Raw genomic sequence first — 17,735 nt, 5'->3', positions numbered from 1 at the left:
ACTTTCGGGACATGCTGGATAAAACCGCACAGCCCCGACCGGACATGACCGGCCTGCCAAAAACGTTCCGCGACTGGTTTTCCGGAAAAAACTGGCAGCCGCACCCGCACCAGCTCGAAATGCTGGAAGCGGCCCAGGCGGGTAAACATGCCTTGCTGATCGCCCCAACCGGTGGCGGGAAGACCCTCGCCGGGTTCTTGTCCAGTCTGATCGAGTTGTCTGAAGCACCTTTTGACGGCCTGCACACGCTCTATATCTCGCCGCTGAAAGCGCTGGCTGTCGACATTCATCGCAACCTGACCCTGCCGATCGAGGAAATGGCGCTGCCGGTCACGGCGGAAACCCGGACAGGCGACACACCGCAAGCGAAGAAACAACGCCAACGCGGCAGCCCTCCGAATATCCTGCTGACCACACCGGAAAGCCTTGCCCTGCTGCTTTCCTATACGGACGCTCCGAAGATCTTCCGGCGGCTGCGCACAATCGTCATCGATGAGCTGCATGCACTTGCACCCAACAAGCGGGGGGAGCTGCTATCGCTCGGCCTTGCCCGCCTGGCAAAGCTTGCACCGGATGCGCGCCGTGTCGGCCTCTCCGCGACGGTCGCTTATCCCGACGCGCTGGAAGCCTATTTGTCTCCGACCGGACGGACAGGAAGCGGGACAGTCGCGCGCGTCAGCGGAGGTGGCGCGGTTGCCGCCGAGGTCAAGATCTTGATCGGTCGCGGCCATTTCCCCTGGTCCGGGCATATGGGAAGCTATGCCGTCGAGGATATCTACGAGCAGATCTGTGGCGCCGCGACCACATTGGTCTTCGTCAACACCCGCGCCCAGGCGGAAATCCTGTTCCAGGCGCTCTGGAAGATAAACGAGCAGAACCTGCCGATCGCCCTGCATCACGGCTCCCTTGCGGCGGAGCAGCGGCGCAAGGTGGAAGCGATCATGTCGCAAGGGGGATTGCGCGCCGTGGTCGCCACCTCCTCCCTCGACCTCGGCATCGATTGGGCGGCGGTCGACCTGGTCATCCAGGTCGGAGCCCCAAAAGGCTCCTCCCGCCTTCTGCAGCGGATCGGGCGGGCCAATCATCGGCTCGATCAGCCCAGCCGGGCTATCCTGATCCCGGCGAACCGGTTCGAGGTACTGGAGTGTCAGGCAGCCATCGATGCGGTGAAGGAGATGACCCTCGATGGCGAGTTACCAAGCGAGGGCGCTCTCGACGTTCTGGCGCAGCATATCCTCGGCACCGCCTGCGCCGGGCCGTTCCATCCGGACCAGCTCTACGAGGAAGTCCGGACTGCCGCGCCCTATGCAGATCTCGGCCGGGAGGATTTCGACGCCGTCCTGCGTTTTGTGACGGATGGCGGATACGCCTTGCGCACCTATGACCGGTTCCGGCGCCTGCGGCCGAAACCCGACGGACTGCTGACCGTGGTCAACCAGCGCGTTGCCCGTTCCTACCGGATGAATGTCGGTACCATCGTCGAGGCGATCACGCTGAAAGTCCGGATGCGCCGGGGACGTTTTCTCGGCGAGGTCGAGGAATATTTCGTCCAGGGCCTGACGCCCGGCGACACCTTCCTGTTCGCAGGTCAGCTTTTGACCTTCGAAGGCGTGCGGGAAACCGTGGTGGAAGTCAGCCCCGGCAAGGGTGAGGAGCCGGAAATTCCGGCCTATATGGGCGGCCGCCTCCCCTTCACTACCCATCTCTCGGACCGGGTGCGGGCCATGCTGGAGGATGACCGGAACTGGCCAACCCTGCCCGCCCCCGTCGAAGACTGGTTGCGCATGCAGCAATGGCGCTCGGTCATGCCAAAGCGCGACCGACTATTGGTGGAAGTGTTTCCGCGCGGCGGGAAATTCTATCTGGTGGCCTATTGTTTCGCCGGACGCAATGCGCACCAGACCCTGGGCATGCTGCTGACCCGGCGCATGGAGCGGGCGGGACTTGACCCGCTCGGCTTCGTTGCCAGTGACTATGTAATAGCGATCTGGGGCCTGAAGGAGCCCCGGGCCGAAGATGTGGCGGGGCTTTTCGATCAGGACATGCTGGGCGACGACCTTGAGGAGTGGATGGCGGAATCAACCCTGCTGAAACGCACTTTCCGCAACGTCGCCGTGATCGCAGGCCTGATCGAGCGCAAACTGCCGGGGCATGAGAAAACCGGCCGGCAGGTCACGTTCAATGCGGACCTGATCTACGATGTGCTGCGCAGCCACGAGCCGGACCACATTCTGCTCCGCGCCACACGGGCGGACGCAGCGCGCGGCCTGACGGACATCCGCCGCCTCGCAGATTTGCTTGTTCAGGTACAGAGCAAGATTGATGTCCGGCATCTCGACCGGGTATCCCCGCTTGCCGTACCGATCCTGTTAGAGATCGGCAAGGAACAGGTTCACGGCGGCGCTCTGGACACCTTGCTGGAAGAGGCCGAAGCCGATCTGATCGCCGAAGCGACCAGAGGCAACATGCAGGCAAGCCTGCCTATCTGAACAGACGGTCTAGGTCAGTTCACGACGATGGTTGAAGTGCCGCGATACATTTCAGAGATGATGGTACGGGCGTGGCCGATCATTTTCGGATTTTCGGTGCCTTTGATCGAAAAGACGTTCGCACCGTTTGATCGGGAAAAAGATACGTAATTCTGAAGGCCGTAATTCGTAAGAAAGTTGGATTCGAAGTTCATGTTTTCCTTGGATTTATCATAATCGGTGGCGGATTGAATTCTATCGAACGCCACCAGTAGAGAGGGTGAACAAGGGCGATCAACGGCCGCCCTTGTCCGGAATGTTCAGTGTGTTTTAGTCGATGAGCTTAACGTTTTCGGCAGAAGACTTGCCGCCCTGGCCCGGGACCAGATCGAACTCGACGCGCTGACCTTCGTCAACGCCGGAGATGCCCGCGCGCTCAAGAGCGGAAATGTGCAGAAAAGCGTCCTTGGAACCGTCTTCCGGCTCAATGAAGCCATAGCCTTTGGTCGAGTTGAACCATTTAACTTTACCAGTGGTCATGATTTTTCCTTTCACGACAAATTAAGCGGTCCGTAGCCCAATGCGACGGACCGAAGGTAACGCTCAAAATATCGGAGAAGGAACTTGATCGACGGCGAAGCGGCGAGACAGTCTTTTAACAGCGACTTCTAAACGTTGCTGATACATAGGACTTATATACGCAATCGCAAGTTATTTTACGTCGGGACACACTGTTTTCATCACACTGAAACATGTACCACCCGAGCTGAAAAACAACTCAAGATACTGGCATGATTGAATAAATATAAAGCATGCATGACCCAACCCCACTGTCAGCATGTCTTTTCGTCCAGGATGACCGTTGACCCGGTTCCGCGGATCGGCCAAAGCAGCGCCATGACTTCAGAACCGCTCATCCTCAACGGGGTCTCCCTGCTCGCAGATCTTTCCGGCGCCTTGTATTGGCCGGACCGCTCCCTGCTCATCATCTCTGATCTGCATCTGGAGAAAGGATCGAGCTTCGCCGAAAAAGGTATTCCTCTTCCGCCCTACGATACGGCAGTCACACTGAAGCGCCTTGCAGCTATCTGCGGTCAATACAATCCCCAAACGGTGATGTGCCTCGGCGACAGTTTTCACGATACCGGCGGCCCCGACCGGATGGGGAAAGCCGACCGAGCCGCACTTGAGCAGCTGATCGCGGCATATGACTGGCTCTGGATCACGGGTAATCACGACCCGGAGTTGCCCGAGGACCTCCCTGGCCGGAGGATTATGGAAGAAACGATCGGCGCCCTCACTTTCCGCCACGAAGCCTCCCGAGAGCCTGTCAGAGGCGAAATCAGCGGTCACTACCATCCGTCGGCACGGGTGCGGACCCGGCAGCGCTATCTCAGCGGCCGTTGTTTTGCCTATGACAGTGACAGACTAATCATGCCTGCCTTCGGAGCATTAACCGGCGGCCTGACAGTCCATGATAAAGCCATTCGCGCGGTCCTCGGCCCGCATTTCGATATTCTGTTCCTCGGCCCTAAACGTATCTACCGGTTCCCGGCCGATAGGCTTTGCTGAACGGAAGTGATCCGAGTCCGGCTCGCCCCCGTATCTCCCCTTGCAAGTTCTCAAGGGTAGAAGCGTGACCGAACGACCGATCATTCTCTGGTTTCGACAGGATCTGCGGCTCGGCGACAATCCGGCCCTGACGGCGGCGGTTGCATCCGGCGCCCCGATCCTTCCGATTTTCATTCTCGATGATGAAACACCCGGCAGGTGGGCCCCTGGCGGTGCGTCTCGCTGGTGGCTTCATCGCAGCCTCAATGCGCTTCAGCAGTCCCTCGCCGCTGTCGGCTGCCCGCTTCTGTTACGACGCGGCAATGCGTCCGGAATTATCCGGACGCTTGCAGCGGAGACCGACGCACGCGCCGTTTACTGGAACCGTTGCTATGAGCCGTACGCCATCCCCCGCGATACCGCACTGAAAAGCGCGCTGGTGGACGATCGTGTCGAGGTCGAAAGCTTCAATGCGGCGCTTCTGTTCGAACCCTGGCAGGTGAAGACCAAGACCGGTACGCCGCCAAAGGTCTATTCACCCTACTGGCGGGCAATGCGTCTACTCGGCGATCCAGAGCCGGAGCACGCGGCTCCGCATGCTATCCCGCACATATCGAAGGTCCCAGAAGGCGATCAGCTTGACGACTGGGACTTGCAGCCGCGCGGTCCCGACTGGGCGTCCGGCTTCACCGCACTCTGGCAGCCGGGTGAGGAGGGAGCACTCGACCAACTGGAGCAATTTCTGGAGAACGCGCTCGACGGATACAGAAAGGGCCGTGATTTCCCGTCACAACCGCTCGTCTCGCGCCTCTCGCCGCATCTTCATTTTGGAGAAATCGGACCGCGCCAGGTCTGGCACCGTACCGTCGCGCACTGCATCACGACTGGCCGCGACCCGTTCTCGGGATCGGCGGAGCATTTCCTGAAGGAACTGGTCTGGCGCGAGTTCTCCCACGCCCAGCTTTATTACAACCCGGACCTCCCGGACGCCTGTCTGCGCCCGGAATATGAGCACTTCCCATGGGACAGGGCGGAAAAGCCACTGCGGGCATGGCAGCGCGGGCAAACAGGTGTTCCTATCGTGGATGCCGGTATGCGCGAGCTCTGGCATACCGGCTATATGCACAACCGGGTGCGGATGATCTGCGCTTCTTTCCTGGTGAAGCACCTGATGGTGGACTGGCGTGCAGGCGAGGCGTGGTTCTGGGATACGCTGGTAGACGCCGACCTGGCCAACAATGCGGCGTCATGGCAATGGGTCGCCGGGTCCGGCGCCGATGCAGCGCCCTATTTCCGGATCTTCAACCCGGTACTGCAGGGTGAAAAATTCGATAAAGACGGTGGATATACCCGCCGCTGGGTCCCGGAACTTTCAGGGGTTCCCGACCGCTACCTGCACAAACCGTGGGAAGCACCGGGAAACCCGGCACCGGATTACCCCGCCCCTATCGTCGATCTTGCATTCGGCCGCATGAGAGCGCTTACAGCGTTCAAAAGGCTGAATGACGGGCTTTCATCCGATATCGCCGCATGCGCTTAACCACACGCGAAATGCTGCACAGTCGGCACTATTATGATTAGGATTTTTCCGGGGGTATTGGAATGCGCATAGCTGTCATCGGAAGCGGTATCGCCGGGTTTGGCGCGGCATGGTTATTGTCATCGCGCTACAAGGTCACTGTCTATGAGGCGAACGAGCGGCTTGGCGGGCACAGCAATACCGTGTCCGTCGATTATGACGGCCGGAAGATCCCGGTCGATACCGGCTTCATTGTCTATAACGAGGCGACCTATCCGAACCTGATCAGTCTGTTCGGTGCCCTCAATGTGCCGACGAAGCTCAGCGATATGTCATTCAGCGTTTCCGTCGATAACGGTACGCTGGAATATGAAGGCTCCCTCAAGGGGCTGGTGGCGCAACCGGCTAATCTCTTAAAGCTTGGCTATTACAGAATGCTGGCCGACGTTGCGCGCTTCTTCGCCGCCGCCCCGCGCCTGCTCGAGGAAGACAGCGATCCTGGTCTCACGCTCGGCGATTTTCTCAAACGTGAAGGCTATGGCGACGGCTTTCTCTACGATCACTTGCTGCCGATGGGTGCCGCGATCTGGTCCTGCCCGGTCGAAACCATGCTGGCTTTCCCGGCTCGCAGCTTTGTCCGTTTCTTCGTCAATCACGGCCTGCTGAAACATGCGAACCGGCCACAATGGTTCACCGTCGATGGCGGCTCCCGCTCCTATGTGCAGCGGCTCGCCACGGAAATCGAGCAGCGCGGCGGGCAGATCCGGACAGGTCACCCCGTTCGTCGCATCCGCCGTCTTGAGACCGGCGTGATGATCGAGGAACCGGACGGCTCCGAGACCTATTACGATCAGGTCGTCATTGGCGCGCATGGCGACGAGGCGCTGGCCATGCTTTCCGATGCCAGCGACGCGGAACGCGCCTTGCTCGGCTGCTTCAACTATCAGGACAATGTCGCGGTGCTGCATCGGGATCCGCGCCTGATGCCTAAGCGCCGCAAGGCCTGGGCCTCCTGGAACTATCTTTCGGACGGCCGCCGCAACATGGACCGCGCCGTCGCCCTGACATACTGGATGAACCGTCTGCAGGGTATCGACGACAATTGCCCGCTGTTCGTCACCATGAACCCGATCGAGGAGCCGGACCCGGCTCTGGAATTCGCGCGTTTCAACTACACCCATCCGGTATTCGACAGCGCCGCGGTCTGGGCGCAGAGAGAAATGATGCCGATCCAGGGCGTCCGCGACACCTGGTTCTGCGGTAGCTATTGCGGTTACGGCTTCCATGAAGACGGGTTGAAGGCGGCTATTGCCGTTGCCCGCGGTCTCGGCGTTTCGCCTCCCTGGGAAACCGGAGTCGAGGCAGCCAGCACACATTGGCTCGACCAGAACAGCGCGGATACACTAGCTCAGGCAGCAGGTGACGACTGAGATGGAGGTATCCGCGCATACCGGAACAGCCACGCCGGCAAACTCCTGCCTCTATCGAGGCATGGTCACGCATGCTCGGCTGATCCCGTTCCGGCACCGTTTCGCCTACCGGGTTTTCTCCATGTTACTCGACCTGGAGGAGATCGAGACGCTCGCCGGCAGGCTCCGCCTGTTCTCCCATAACCGGTTCAATCTGTTCTCCTTCTTTGACCGCGACCACGCCTCGCGCGACGGTACGCCGGCACGTGAGTGGGTCAGGCAACAGCTTCGCTCGGCAGGATATGACACAGTTGAAGGAAGGGTTTTAATTCATTGTTTTCCAAGAATTTTTGGATATGTCTTTAATCCACTCACCATCTATTTCTGTCATCATGAGGACGGCCATCTGCAGGCGATCCTCTACGAGGTAAAGAATACTTTCGGCCAGCAGCACTGCTACCTGATCCCGGTCGGTCCGGACCAGGGAGATGGCGGCATGATCCGGCAAAACTGCGACAAGAGTTTCTACGTCTCCCCCTTCATGGACATGACCGCAACCTACCGGTTCCGCCTGAAGGCGCCAGACGAAAAACTCTCAATCCTGATCCGTCAGGACACGCCGGAGGGAGAGACACTGGTCGCCACCCATACCGGAACGCGGGAAGCGATGACGGACAGGGCGTTGCTCAGGATGGCCCTGCTCTATCCGCTTCTCACGGCAAAGGTCGTCGCCGGCATCCATTGGGAAGCCCTGAAGCTGTGGATCAAGGGAGCGGTCTTCCACAAGAGGCCGGAAGCTCCGGGCGAGCCGGTATCCGTCATCGATAAATCATCCACTGGGCAACATGCTGCGTAAGTCGAGTGATCATAACTGGGGCGCGTTGAAATGACTGATCGCGAGATTTGCGAGACATCGAAATTTGTTGGCGGGACCTTCCCGGCCAAACCGGACACATTCATGCCCTGGACACGGGCTGTGCTTGTGATGCTGAAAGCGGTCCGTATGGGAGAGCTGCATTTGCAGACACCCAATGGCCAGCTCCATATCATAAAGGGGGCGGAGCCCGGCCCGAAAGCGCACCTGCAGATATGGAGCGATGCCGTGTGCCGGCGGCTCCTGCTCGGAGGAGATCTCCGTTTCGGCGAAGACTACATGGATGGCGCGTGGGATACCCCGGACCTGACGGCCCTGCTCGCGTTCGGCGCCGCTAATCGCAATGCATTGTCCAGGGCGCTCGACGGCACAAGTTTCGGCCGCTTCATGAAAACTCTCGGGCATTTCGCCAACCGAAATACCAAACGCGGAAGCCGACGCAACATCGCCCACCATTACGACATCGGGAACGCTTTCTACGGAAAATGGCTCGACCCGAGCATGACCTACTCTTCTGCCGTCTTCGAGCCGGGTGTGGAAGAACTTGAGCCGGCGCAGCGCCGGAAATACCAGCGCATCGCCGACATGCTGCAACTTGAGCCGGGCCAGACCGTTTTGGAAATCGGCTGCGGATGGGGAGGCTTCGCCTCCGTCGCGGCACGCGAATATGGCGCCCGCGTCGTTGGCCTCACGCTTTCCCAAGAACAGCACGACTACGCGATTGAACGGGCGAAACGCGAGGGTATTGCCGACAAGGTTTCGATCCAGCTTTGCGATTACCGGGATGTCGACGGACGGTTCGACCATATCGCCTCAATCGAGATGTTCGAGGCGGTCGGCGAACAATACTGGCCGGTCTTTTTCGATCAGGTGAAAGCGCGGCTGACCGATACCGGCCGTGCCGCAATGCAGATTATCACCATCAACGACAGGGATTTCGAATCCTATCGCCGGAACCCGGACTTCATCCAGAAATACATCTTTCCAGGAGGAATGCTGCCGTCGGAAGTGCGCCTGACGGATCATTTCGACGCCTCCGGTCTGGAATGCGTCGCCAATGACGGGTTCGGTATCGACTACGCCCGTACACTGGCGATCTGGAGGGAACGCTTCCTCGCCCGCTGGCCGGAGATCGCCCCACTCGGCTTCGACGAGCGGTTCCGGCGGATGTGGGAATATTATCTCTGCTATTGCGAAGGTGGCTTTCGTGCCGGCCTCATCGATGTCCGGCAAATCGCGCTGAAACACGCTTAAGAGAATGGCAGTCACAGCGCCGGTCGACGGCACTCCCGCGCGCTATTCACGGGGCCAGCTTCTTGCCTACGGATTGCCGGGTCTGCCGTTGGCCGGGCTCGGGGTACCGCTCTTCATCTTCCTGCCCGCCTTCTACGCGCAGAACCGGGGTCTAAGCCTCGAAGCTGTCGGTTTCGCCCTGCTGTTGGCCCGGCTGTGGGACGCCTTCTCCGATCCGTTGATCGGCATGCTGAGCGACAGGATCGAAACCCGGTTTGGTCGACGAAAACCCTGGCTCTTTGCCGGCACTCCGGTTACCTGCGTTGCCATCTACATGCTGTTCGTCCCGCCCGAAGGTGCCGGTACGCTCCATCTCTTCGGCTGGAGCGTCGTTCTCTATCTTGGCTGGACGATGGTGCAACTACCCTATGCGGCATGGGGCGCGGAGCTGACCGGCGCGTATCACGAACGCTCCCGCATCACCGCCTTCCGCGAAGGCATGCTGGTTCTCGGCACATTGCTGGCAGCTGGCATGCCTGCGATCGTCTCCGCCGCCGGTGGTGGCGAGGATACCGGCACAGTGCTGACTGTCCTCGCGCTCTTTCTGGTCGTGGCCCTGCCGGTGGCAATCGTACTTGCGGCAGCAATCATGCCGGAGCGCCCGAAGCGCGCCGCGCTCCATCATCTCACACCCGACTGGCGCGCCGGGGCAGCGCTTCTGTTCCGCAACAAGCCCTTCCTCAAGCTGATCCTGGCCTATTTGCTGAACGGTCTGGCAAACGGGCTAGCGGCAACTCTCTTCGTGCTCTTCGTGGACAAGGGCCTCGGCCTGCCGCAGGAAACGGACGGGCTGCTGCTCATTTACTTCCTCGCCGGCATCCTCAGCGTCCCAATCTGGCTCGCCATCAGTCATCGAGCCGGAAAACACCGTACCTGGATCGCGGCAATGCTGGCGAACAGCGCGATCTTCGCACTCGTGCCTTTACTCGGCCCCGGGGATTATCTCGCCTTCCTGGCCATCTGTATTGGAACGGGCGCCTGCCTCGGAGCCGATCTGGTACTGCCTCCCTCCATGCAAGCCGACGTGGTGGACGTGGATACTGCCGCAGGCGGCAGCAGCCGTGCCGGGCTCTATTTCGCGCTCTGGGGGATGGCGACGAAACTCGCCCTGGCCCTCGCGGTCGGCATCGCCTTCCCGATACTGGATGCGGCTGGCTTCGATGCCAGCGGCGGAAACGATGCCGATGCCCTGCTGACACTCGCGCTGCTCTACGGCCCGGCACCGGTCGTCCTGAAACTCACGGCCGTTGCCGTCATGCGCAACTTTCCCATCACCGCGGAGCAGCAGGCCGAGCTGCAACGCAAGATCGCCGAAAACACTCGATAAACATCTTCAGGAGATGATCCATGACCCGTGTCCTGCCGTACCTACTTGTAGCAGTGCTTTTGAGCCTCGGAGCGTGCAGTTCCATGAAGATCGATGATTTCTCGGGAACCCGGCCCGACTTCCGTCCGGAAACATATTTCGCAGGCCAGAGCCGCGCCTGGGGCATGTTCGAGGATCGGTTCGGCAATCTGAAACGGGAATTTACCGTTGATCTGCAGGGCGACTGGGATGGCACCACGCTGACTCTGACCGAGGATTTCGTATATTCGGACGGCGAGACGGAGCAGCGGATCTGGCGCATCACCAAAACCGGAGACGGCCTTTACGAAGGACGGGCTGACGATGTTGTCGGCGTTGCCAAGGGCATTGCCCGGGGCAAGGCACTGAACTGGTCATACGACCTGATGCTCAAGGTTGGCGACAGCCGGATAAAGGTCCGTTTCGATGACTGGATGTTTTTGCAGCCGGACGGCGTACTGATCAACAGGGCCGATGTGTCGAAATTCGGGATCAACATCGGCACAGTCACGCTGTTCTTCCAGAAGGGCAGCCCGTCGGCGGCCTCACTTGGCGGGCGTAAAACCGCGGCCTAGCCAGCGCAGGAGCGGACCAAGCACAGGAAACAGCCCGAAGACCTGGGACGCCGCATCCCAATGGTCGATATGCGAGGCGACAAGGCCTTTTTCGTCGAATGTCACCTCGCTCATGCCGGTGATTTCGATTTCCCGACGTCCCGCCCCCTTGATCCGCCCGGAGAACCGCCATTTGAGGTAGCAGGCCTGCTTTCCCACGGCCTGATCGAGCACTTTGAAGACAGGCTCTTCCATCGCCTCAAACATGTGACGGAAAATACCAAGCACCGCCTGCCTCCCCTGCACATCGCTGAAGGGGTCCCGGAAACGGACTTCATCCGACAGCAGAACAGACAGGGTTTCCAGGCGGTCAGGGGTCAGCGCCTCGAAACATGCCGCATAGGCGGCCAACGTCGTTTTGCTATCCATTGCCGTCACTTGCCGGTTCCTCTCTTCAGAAAGCGGAAATACAGACTGTAGGGCAATGCGTTCAGACAACGCAGCATGATGGCGAAGACTCGGGGAAAACTGATTTCGAACCTGTCAGATTGAAGGCCGCGATAGAAAGCCTCGGCGGCATCCTCCGGCTCCATCAGAAACGGCATCGGAAACGGGTTCTTGTCGGTCAGCGGGGTGCGGACAAATCCCGGGCATACGAGCTGCAGCTTCACGCCGTTCCTGTCGAAATCCGGCTTAAGCGCTTCGGTCATGTTGATCAACGCTGCCTTGGTTGCTCCATAGGCCGAGGCTGTCGGAAGTCCGCCATATCCCGCAACGGAAGAGACCACGGCAACATGACCAGCCCGGGCCGCGATAAAGCCAGGGACAATGGCGGCAAGACAGTTCACCACACCCATCAGGTTTATATCGATCAAGCTCTTGAAGGTCTCGCGCCGGAAGTCCTCGATCTCGACGGGAATGTGTGTTCCAGCGGCAAACACCGCCATATCCAACCCGCCCCTCTCCTCCCGGATACGGGCGACAGTATCGACCGCCGCAGATTCATGCGTCACATCCAGCGGGTACGCAAAGAAACGGCCCTCGTGTTTTTCGGCCAGATCGTTCAGCGCGGCTTCGGACCGGGCAGAGCCCGCAACGATCCAGCCGTCGCGCATCATCCGCTCGGCGAGAGCAAGTCCAATGCCGGAGCTCGCACCGGTGATCCAGACGCATTTTGCTGTCATAACGCTTCCTTCGATCAGCTTACTCGAGGTCTTTCAGAACGTTCCGGACTTCTTCGGACCCGAGATCCTTGACGCTGTCGAGCTCCAGAAAGCGACTCTCGTCGCCTGGGCGCGGAACAATACGGACATATTCAAGATTGGAATCATCAACAGTGAAACTCATCTTGGCCCATTCGCCGCGCATGTCATACCAGATGTCGAGGTCCAGCTCGCCGCGCATCTCGTAACGGACGGCCTCGATCCGTTTGCCTTGGGATTCAATGGTTTCCGGCCCGACTTTCGTCATTGTGATTTTGCGCAGCCGGCCATATTGCAGGTCGATCAGTTTGCTGGCCCGAACCAGCGCCCTGTTCCAGTAAGTCGACGGGACGGACACATCGAGCGGCGCCAGATGCTCTCCCTCGCCGCCGGAAAACCGGAACCCGTCAGGCTCTGTTTTCCCATCGACCCTAAAAATCTCTCCATCGTCATTGACCACGCCGCGAGCCGTCAGGAGTTGTGCTCCGTTCCATTCGTCTCGCGCCCGAAGAGCGTAATAATAGAGTGAGAAAGGGCCAACGCTGTAATCAAATAACGTCTGTGTATCAACGGTATACCTATTATTCCTAACGTCAAAGCGCAGCATAACCACGCCCAGGGGGGAATCGTTCCTGAAGACCCGGAACTTGATCAAACCGTCTTCCGCCCATCCGGATGGGGCATTAGCCCGCCCCTCCTGCACGAAGGAGAAAGCGGCCCATGAAGCAATCAGGAGCGCTGTGAAAACGCGATATCGTCGAAAGATAGAGTTTCTCATGAAACGAGCCCTTACCCGGCCTTGATAGCCGCCCAGCGGCATCTGGTACGCACATGAGTTTACGACCAAAATAAAAGTCCGGATCACTGCCGGGCCTTGGATCGTGCATATGAAACATTATACTATTGCAGTGAAGCAGCTTCGAGAGCGACGGATCCCAGACCTTGGCACATGCCCGCGACAGCTTTCCAAAACCGGACCATGATCATGGCCGGTGCATGAACGACGCCCTCGGCGCCGCTGAGCGGCTCTGCGCCGAACGCGGTGTCCGGATCACCCCGGCCCGTCGGCGGGTGCTGGAGCTTGTTTGGCAACGTCATGCGCCAGTCGGCGCCTATGACATCCTGTCGGAAATGCAGCGGGATGCGGAGAAAGACGGCAAGCCGGGTGCCAAGGTGGCTCCGCCGACCGTCTACCGGGCGCTCGATTTCCTGATGGAACAAGGGCTTGTGCACAAGGTTGAATCCCAGAACGCCTATATCGGCTGCAGCCACCCGGAGGGGAGCCACGATTGCGGCTTTCTGATCTGCCGGGAATGCGGATCGGCTCTTGAGATCGAGGATGGTGAACTCAGCGATCTTCTCAAGACCCTGGCCAGCAAGCACGGGTTTGAAGCCCGAAGCAGCACTGTCGAGATCGAAGGCCTCTGCCCGTCCTGCAAGTCCCAGGCGGCCTGATATGTTGAAAGCCGCCCCGGCGCTCTTGGAAGTATCCGATCTCACCGTTCTTAGAAGCGGGCGCACTGTTCTGGACAAAATCAGCTTCAGCCTCGGCCGTGGCGAGATCATGAGCGTGATTGGCCCGAACGGCGGCGGCAAGACCACCCTGCTCAGGGTTATTCTCGGACTACTCATACCCGACAGCGGCACAGCAAAACTTACCCTTGGCACCAGCGTCGGCTACGTGCCGCAGAAGCTCGCGCTCGATAATTCCATGCCGCTGACACCCCGGCGCTTTCTCTCGCTCGGCATGAAATCCGCACGCGGCCGGGTTACCGAGATAGCGGAGCGGACCGGCATCACCCACCTCCTCGACCAGCAGCTCACCGGTCTCTCCGGCGGCGAGACCCAACGCGTGCTGCTCGCCCGAGCCATCATGAAGCAACCGGACTTCCTGGTTCTGGACGAACCGACCCAGGGCATGGATGTCGCCGCCCAGTCGGAGCTGTTCCGCCTGATCGGGGCAATCCGGGAGGAAACCGGTGCTGCCGTGATCATGGTCTCGCACGACCTGCATCTGGTCATGCGCGGCACGGACCGGGTGCTTTGCCTCAACGGCCATGTCTGCTGCACCGGCCATCCGGCCGAAGTCGAGCGCAGCCCGAGTTTCCGCGCCCTGTTCGGACGCTTGGACGAAGCCGCCGTGGTGCCCTATCGTCACGACCACGATCACACCCATGACCATGAACACGGCCCCGATTGCGGCCATCATCACTGATCCGCCCACACTGACACCGACCCACGAGTATTAAAATGACAAGCACGACAAGCGAGCCGGACCGGCTTCCGGTCTCCATCCTCACCGGATTTCTCGGCAGCGGCAAAACCACCCTGCTGTCGAAGCTGATGCATCACCCGGAGATGGACCGGATCGCCGTCATCGTGAACGAGTTCGGCGAGGTCGGGCTTGACGATGCGCTGGTCATGGAGTCGAACGAGGATGTGGTGCTGCTGAACAGCGGCTGCCTCTGCTGCACCGTGCGCGGCGATCTTGTCGACACGCTGAAGCGTCTGTTCAAGGACCGGGCAAAGGGCAATATCCCTGATTTCGATCGCATCGTGGTCGAGACGACCGGGCTCGCCGACCCGGCCCCCATCCTGCACACCATGATGGCCGATCCGTTCCTTGTAACCCGCTTCCGGCTCGACGGCGTGATCACAGTGGTCGACGCTCATCACGCGATGGAGCAGTTCGACAAGCAGTTCGAAAGCATAAAGCAGGCAGCCGTCGCCGACCGTATCGTCCTGACCAAGACAGACGTCACGGATGCCGAGACGGTTACCGCCGTTGAAAAACGGCTCTACGAGCTCAATCCCGCGGCCCCCGTCATCAAGGCCGTCCAGGGAGACGTCGCTCCGTCAGTCCTGTTCGATGCCGGACTCTATAACCCCAAGACCAAAAGCGCGGATGTCGGCCAGTGGCTGCGCGAGGAAGCCTACCGGGCGACCGAGGGCCATGTGCATCATCACGATCACGGACATGATCATGAACATACCCATGACGGAGATCATGGCCATAATCACGACCACGGGCACCACCACGATGTCAGCCGGCATGACGATCACATTCATTCCTTCGTGCTCTATTTCGACGAGCCTCTGGAATGGAACCGGATCGCCGGCGCGCTGGATATGATGGCCCAGACCCATGGCGCCAACATCCTGCGCATCAAGGGCCTGCTAAACCTGAAGGAACTCGATGACGACCAGCCGGTCGTCGTGCATGCCGTCCAGCACATGTTCCACCCTCCGGCAAAGATCGAGAAATGGCCGAGCGAGGATCGCCGTTCCCGCCTCGTTTTCATCGTCAGGGATCTGGAAAAGAAAACCATGGAAAGCGTGATGAACTCATATCTCGCGCTCGAATTCGCCTGACCGCAATCAACGGGAAACTCCATGTCGATCAGCTTCAAAGCGGCCCTGTTGCGTGCGCCGGCCCCCGCACGCCCCTATTCCGAGCACAAACCGCTCAAGCTCGAGACTGTAAGCGTCCCAGAACCGGGCGCAGGCGAGGTGCTCGTGAAGATCGCAGCCGCCAGCCTGTGCCGATCTGATCTCTCCGTGATCAATGGTGTCCGCGCCTGGCCAATGCCAATAGTCCCCGGGCATGAGGCAAGCGGCACGGTGGAAGCTGTCGGCCCCGGAGTCGCATCAGTTTTCCCAGGCGATCCGGTCGTGCTGGTCTACCAGCCGCAATGCGGCGCCTGCCCGGCGTGCCTTGATGGTGAGGCTCATCTTTGCGGTCCCGGCCTCGCCGCCAATCGCAAGGGCGAGTTGCTCTCCGGCGGCCCGCGCCTATCGGTCGACGGGGCGCCCGTGCATCATCACATGGGCCTGTCAGCCTTTGCCGAATACGCGCTTGTTTCGGAGAAATCCGTGGTCCCGGTTCCGCACGATCTGCCGCTGGACATCGCCGCACTGTTCGGATGCGCTGTAATGTGCGGAGCGGGAACGGTTCTCAATACCGGCGCGATCAAGGCCGGATATACTGTCGTCATTGCCGGAGCCGGCGGTGTCGGCCTCAGCGCCCTGCTCGGTGCCCGTGCAGCAGGCGCGTCACGGATTATCGCCGTTGATCCCGATCCGGCAAAGCTCACCCATGCGACCCGGCTTGGTGCCAGCGAAACGATCTGTTCCGCCGACCGCAGCGCCGCCGAAGAAGTATTGTCCCTCACCAGTGGAGGCGTTGATATCGCTTTCGAGACCGCAGGCAAACTCGGCGCGTTTGAAATTGCCTATGACAGTGCGCGGCGGGGCGGCACCGTTGTTTCGGTCGGACTGGTCGACCCTAAGACACCGTTCCAGCTCGACGTCGCTGCGCTCGTCACCGGAGCCAAGACAGTCAAAGGCTCCTATGTCGGAAGCTGCAACCCGCGTACGGATATTCCGCGCTTCATCGCTATGCACCAGCGCGGGTTGCTCCCGGTAGAGGAACTGATCACGCACCGCCTGCCACTCTCGGAAGTCAACCAGGCCCTCGACAACATGGAAGACGGTATCGCAATCCGTCAGATCCTTTCGCCGCAAAGTTGAAAAATCGGAAATATCCGATCACCATCCTATTGGCCGTAATCCTTTTAGAATTTCTGAGGCGGTTAAAAATAACCACTATCAACCGGCGGTGCCGGAAAGTTGGAAGACCAGATAGAGCAGCCCCGGCATGGTCACGAAACCGATGATCGTGGAGACGATGACGCAGCCGGCAATGGTTTCCGGCTCCCGGTTGTAGCGAACGGCGAAGAGATAGGGGAAAACCGCGACGGGCATGCTCGACATCAGGATCAGCACCCCTGTTTCCATCGCCGTGGTTCCCAATACCCAGACGCCGAGAACGCCCGAGCCAAAACCGACAATCAAGCGCAGCGCCGCTATCCCAAAGCTTTCCAGCAAGTTCGAAACCCGGAGCTTCGCAAGCGAGACGCCCAGCGCGATCAAGAGCAGCGGAATGCACATGCCCCCGGCAAGGTCCGCCGTGCTGATGATCCATTTTGGCACATCAATATCCGCAAGGATGCAAACGAGCGCGGCGGCGACCGAGTAGATGATCGGATTACGGGTTAGCGAGGAGAGACCGAACTGGCCGGACGCGACCCCAACGCCGACGGTGAACATCAACACGGCCTGCACGGCGAAATAGGAAATTGCCAGCGCGAGCCCCTCCTGCCCGAAGGCAAACAGGCAAAGCGGCAGGCCGATATTGCCAACATTCGGGAACATCAGGGCCGGCAGGAAGGCCCGCACGGATTTCTTTGCCAGGAACAGGACCGGTACCACGACAGCAACCGTGACAGCGGTCACCAGAGCGCTCCCGGCCCCGAGACGGAACAGGGGCTCCATCGACAGATCAAGGCCGACCAGCGTGCCGAAAACCAGGCAGGGCGTTCCGACCAGAGTCACAAGCGACGTGATGGTCTCGTTATCGAACTGCAGCTTCAGGCGCGCCCAGAGATAACCGATGCCGGCGCAAATAAAGACGGGCACGATAATCGTGAACAATTGATAGAGCATGCAGGCGGTTCCGTG

At 59.9% G+C, this 17,735-nt stretch carries 18 protein-coding genes; 12 read left to right on the top strand and 6 right to left on the bottom strand.

Translation table 11 applies throughout. From position 1 onward, the window contains the following. The first annotated feature begins 11 nt into the window (after nucleotides 1–11). Nucleotides 12–2,489 (top strand): ligase-associated DNA damage response DEXH box helicase, encoded by a 2,478-nt coding sequence (locus IG629_RS03815; protein WP_404923313.1) that lies wholly within the window; start codon nucleotides 12–14, stop codon nucleotides 2,487–2,489. A gap of 14 nt (nucleotides 2,490–2,503) precedes the next feature. Here the strand turns inward: IG629_RS03815 and IG629_RS03810 are convergent, their stop codons facing one another. Together IG629_RS03810 and IG629_RS03805 are read right to left on the bottom strand one after the other, a co-directional pair. Further along, on the bottom strand, nucleotides 2,504–2,683 hold the full coding sequence (locus IG629_RS03810) for a hypothetical protein (protein ID WP_193170658.1): 180 nt from the start codon (nucleotides 2,681–2,683) through the stop codon (nucleotides 2,504–2,506). 115 nt (nucleotides 2,684–2,798) lie between these two features. Next, nucleotides 2,799–3,008 carry a cold-shock protein gene (locus IG629_RS03805; protein WP_193170657.1) on the bottom strand — a complete coding sequence of 70 codons (210 nt, stop codon included), beginning with the start codon at nucleotides 3,006–3,008 and terminating at the stop codon, nucleotides 2,799–2,801. A gap of 357 nt (nucleotides 3,009–3,365) precedes the next feature. Here IG629_RS03805 and pdeM point away from each other — a divergent pair, with 357 nt between their 5' ends. The 7 genes from pdeM (at nucleotide 3,366) to IG629_RS03770 (ending at nucleotide 11,034) form a co-directional block, all read left to right on the top strand. Beyond that, complete coding sequence (gene pdeM, locus IG629_RS03800; RefSeq protein ID WP_193170656.1) at nucleotides 3,366–4,040, top strand: ligase-associated DNA damage response endonuclease PdeM; 675 nt, start codon at nucleotides 3,366–3,368, stop codon at nucleotides 4,038–4,040. A gap of 64 nt (nucleotides 4,041–4,104) precedes the next feature. Continuing rightward, on the top strand, nucleotides 4,105–5,559 hold the full coding sequence (locus IG629_RS03795) for a cryptochrome/photolyase family protein (RefSeq protein WP_193170655.1): 1,455 nt from the start codon (nucleotides 4,105–4,107) through the stop codon (nucleotides 5,557–5,559). Between the two features lie 62 nt (nucleotides 5,560–5,621). Continuing rightward, the gene (locus IG629_RS03790; RefSeq protein ID WP_193170654.1) at nucleotides 5,622–6,968 is read left to right on the top strand and encodes an NAD(P)/FAD-dependent oxidoreductase; all 1,347 of its coding nucleotides are present in this window, start codon (nucleotides 5,622–5,624) and stop codon (nucleotides 6,966–6,968) included. A 1-nt stretch (nucleotide 6,969) separates the two neighbouring features. Further along, a complete protein-coding gene (locus IG629_RS03785; protein ID WP_193170653.1) occupies nucleotides 6,970–7,803 on the top strand; it encodes a DUF1365 domain-containing protein in 834 nt (277 codons plus the stop codon). 30 nt (nucleotides 7,804–7,833) lie between these two features. Next, nucleotides 7,834–9,075: an SAM-dependent methyltransferase gene (locus IG629_RS03780; protein ID WP_193170652.1), complete on the top strand. Its 1,242-nt coding sequence runs from the start codon at nucleotides 7,834–7,836 to the stop codon at nucleotides 9,073–9,075. Nucleotides 9,076–9,079: 4 nt separating this feature from the next. Continuing rightward, complete coding sequence (locus IG629_RS03775) at nucleotides 9,080–10,441, top strand: MFS transporter (RefSeq protein ID WP_193170651.1); 1,362 nt, start codon at nucleotides 9,080–9,082, stop codon at nucleotides 10,439–10,441. Between the two features lie 20 nt (nucleotides 10,442–10,461). Next, a complete protein-coding gene (locus IG629_RS03770; RefSeq protein ID WP_193170650.1) occupies nucleotides 10,462–11,034 on the top strand; it encodes a DUF3833 domain-containing protein in 573 nt (190 codons plus the stop codon). Here the strand turns inward: IG629_RS03770 and IG629_RS03765 are convergent. Genes IG629_RS03765 through IG629_RS22555 form a run of 3 tightly spaced genes read right to left on the bottom strand, consistent with a single transcriptional unit; the run spans nucleotide 11,005 to nucleotide 12,993 of the window. Then, a complete protein-coding gene (locus IG629_RS03765) occupies nucleotides 11,005–11,442 on the bottom strand; it encodes a nuclear transport factor 2 family protein (protein ID WP_193170649.1) in 438 nt (145 codons plus the stop codon). The two genes, IG629_RS03770 and IG629_RS03765, sit on opposite strands and share 30 nt — an antisense overlap. A gap of 5 nt (nucleotides 11,443–11,447) precedes the next feature. Continuing rightward, on the bottom strand, nucleotides 11,448–12,197 hold the full coding sequence (locus tag IG629_RS03760; RefSeq protein ID WP_193170648.1) for an SDR family NAD(P)-dependent oxidoreductase: 750 nt from the start codon (nucleotides 12,195–12,197) through the stop codon (nucleotides 11,448–11,450). Nucleotides 12,198–12,216: 19 nt separating this feature from the next. Next, on the bottom strand, nucleotides 12,217–12,993 hold the full coding sequence (locus IG629_RS22555; protein WP_226886425.1) for a DUF6134 family protein: 777 nt from the start codon (nucleotides 12,991–12,993) through the stop codon (nucleotides 12,217–12,219). Between the two features lie 164 nt (nucleotides 12,994–13,157). On the opposite strand from IG629_RS22555, the gene IG629_RS03750 reads away from it, so the two are divergent. Genes IG629_RS03750 through IG629_RS03735 form a run of 4 tightly spaced genes read left to right on the top strand, consistent with a single transcriptional unit; the run spans nucleotide 13,158 to nucleotide 16,745 of the window. Further along, entirely contained in the window at nucleotides 13,158–13,670 is a 513-nt protein-coding gene (locus IG629_RS03750; protein ID WP_319025003.1) for a Fur family transcriptional regulator, read from the top strand. A 1-nt stretch (nucleotide 13,671) separates the two neighbouring features. Then, complete coding sequence (locus IG629_RS03745; protein ID WP_226886424.1) at nucleotides 13,672–14,430, top strand: metal ABC transporter ATP-binding protein; 759 nt, start codon at nucleotides 13,672–13,674, stop codon at nucleotides 14,428–14,430. Nucleotides 14,431–14,465: 35 nt separating this feature from the next. After that, a complete protein-coding gene (locus IG629_RS03740) occupies nucleotides 14,466–15,587 on the top strand; it encodes a CobW family GTP-binding protein (protein WP_193170646.1) in 1,122 nt (373 codons plus the stop codon). Between the two features lie 21 nt (nucleotides 15,588–15,608). Continuing rightward, entirely contained in the window at nucleotides 15,609–16,745 is a 1,137-nt protein-coding gene (locus IG629_RS03735) for an alcohol dehydrogenase catalytic domain-containing protein (protein WP_226886423.1), read from the top strand. A gap of 78 nt (nucleotides 16,746–16,823) precedes the next feature. Here IG629_RS03735 and IG629_RS03730 read toward each other — a convergent pair whose 3' ends face one another. Beyond that, nucleotides 16,824–17,720, bottom strand: a complete 897-nt coding sequence (locus IG629_RS03730; protein ID WP_193170645.1) for an AEC family transporter — start codon at nucleotides 17,718–17,720, stop codon at nucleotides 16,824–16,826. Nucleotides 17,721–17,735 lie beyond the last annotated feature (15 nt).

It is taken from the genome of Nisaea nitritireducens, assembly GCF_014904795.1.
Lineage (GTDB): Bacteria > Pseudomonadota > Alphaproteobacteria > Thalassobaculales > Thalassobaculaceae > Nisaea > Nisaea nitritireducens.
The sequence above is the reverse complement of the archived record's forward strand: the minus strand, read 5'-3'. Positions and strand labels throughout refer to the sequence as shown.

Coding starts and splice junctions, on each gene's coding strand:
- IG629_RS03815 (WP_404923313.1), top strand. CDS start 12: ATGCTGGATAAAACCGCACAGCCCCGACCGGACATGACCGGCCTGCCA.
- IG629_RS03810 (WP_193170658.1), bottom strand. CDS start 2,683: ATGAACTTCGAATCCAACTTTCTTACGAATTACGGCCTTCAGAATTAC.
- IG629_RS03805 (WP_193170657.1), bottom strand. CDS start 3,008: ATGACCACTGGTAAAGTTAAATGGTTCAACTCGACCAAAGGCTATGGC.
- pdeM (WP_193170656.1), top strand. CDS start 3,366: ATGACTTCAGAACCGCTCATCCTCAACGGGGTCTCCCTGCTCGCAGAT.
- IG629_RS03790 (WP_193170654.1), top strand. CDS start 5,622: ATGCGCATAGCTGTCATCGGAAGCGGTATCGCCGGGTTTGGCGCGGCA.
- IG629_RS03785 (WP_193170653.1), top strand. CDS start 6,970: ATGGAGGTATCCGCGCATACCGGAACAGCCACGCCGGCAAACTCCTGC.
- IG629_RS03780 (WP_193170652.1), top strand. CDS start 7,834: ATGACTGATCGCGAGATTTGCGAGACATCGAAATTTGTTGGCGGGACC.
- IG629_RS03775 (WP_193170651.1), top strand. CDS start 9,080: ATGGCAGTCACAGCGCCGGTCGACGGCACTCCCGCGCGCTATTCACGG.
- IG629_RS03770 (WP_193170650.1), top strand. CDS start 10,462: ATGACCCGTGTCCTGCCGTACCTACTTGTAGCAGTGCTTTTGAGCCTC.
- IG629_RS03765 (WP_193170649.1), bottom strand. CDS start 11,442: ATGGATAGCAAAACGACGTTGGCCGCCTATGCGGCATGTTTCGAGGCG.
- IG629_RS03760 (WP_193170648.1), bottom strand. CDS start 12,197: ATGACAGCAAAATGCGTCTGGATCACCGGTGCGAGCTCCGGCATTGGA.
- IG629_RS22555 (WP_226886425.1), bottom strand. CDS start 12,993: ATGAGAAACTCTATCTTTCGACGATATCGCGTTTTCACAGCGCTCCTG.
- IG629_RS03745 (WP_226886424.1), top strand. CDS start 13,672: ATGTTGAAAGCCGCCCCGGCGCTCTTGGAAGTATCCGATCTCACCGTT.
- IG629_RS03740 (WP_193170646.1), top strand. CDS start 14,466: ATGACAAGCACGACAAGCGAGCCGGACCGGCTTCCGGTCTCCATCCTC.
- IG629_RS03735 (WP_226886423.1), top strand. CDS start 15,609: ATGTCGATCAGCTTCAAAGCGGCCCTGTTGCGTGCGCCGGCCCCCGCA.
- IG629_RS03730 (WP_193170645.1), bottom strand. CDS start 17,720: ATGCTCTATCAATTGTTCACGATTATCGTGCCCGTCTTTATTTGCGCC.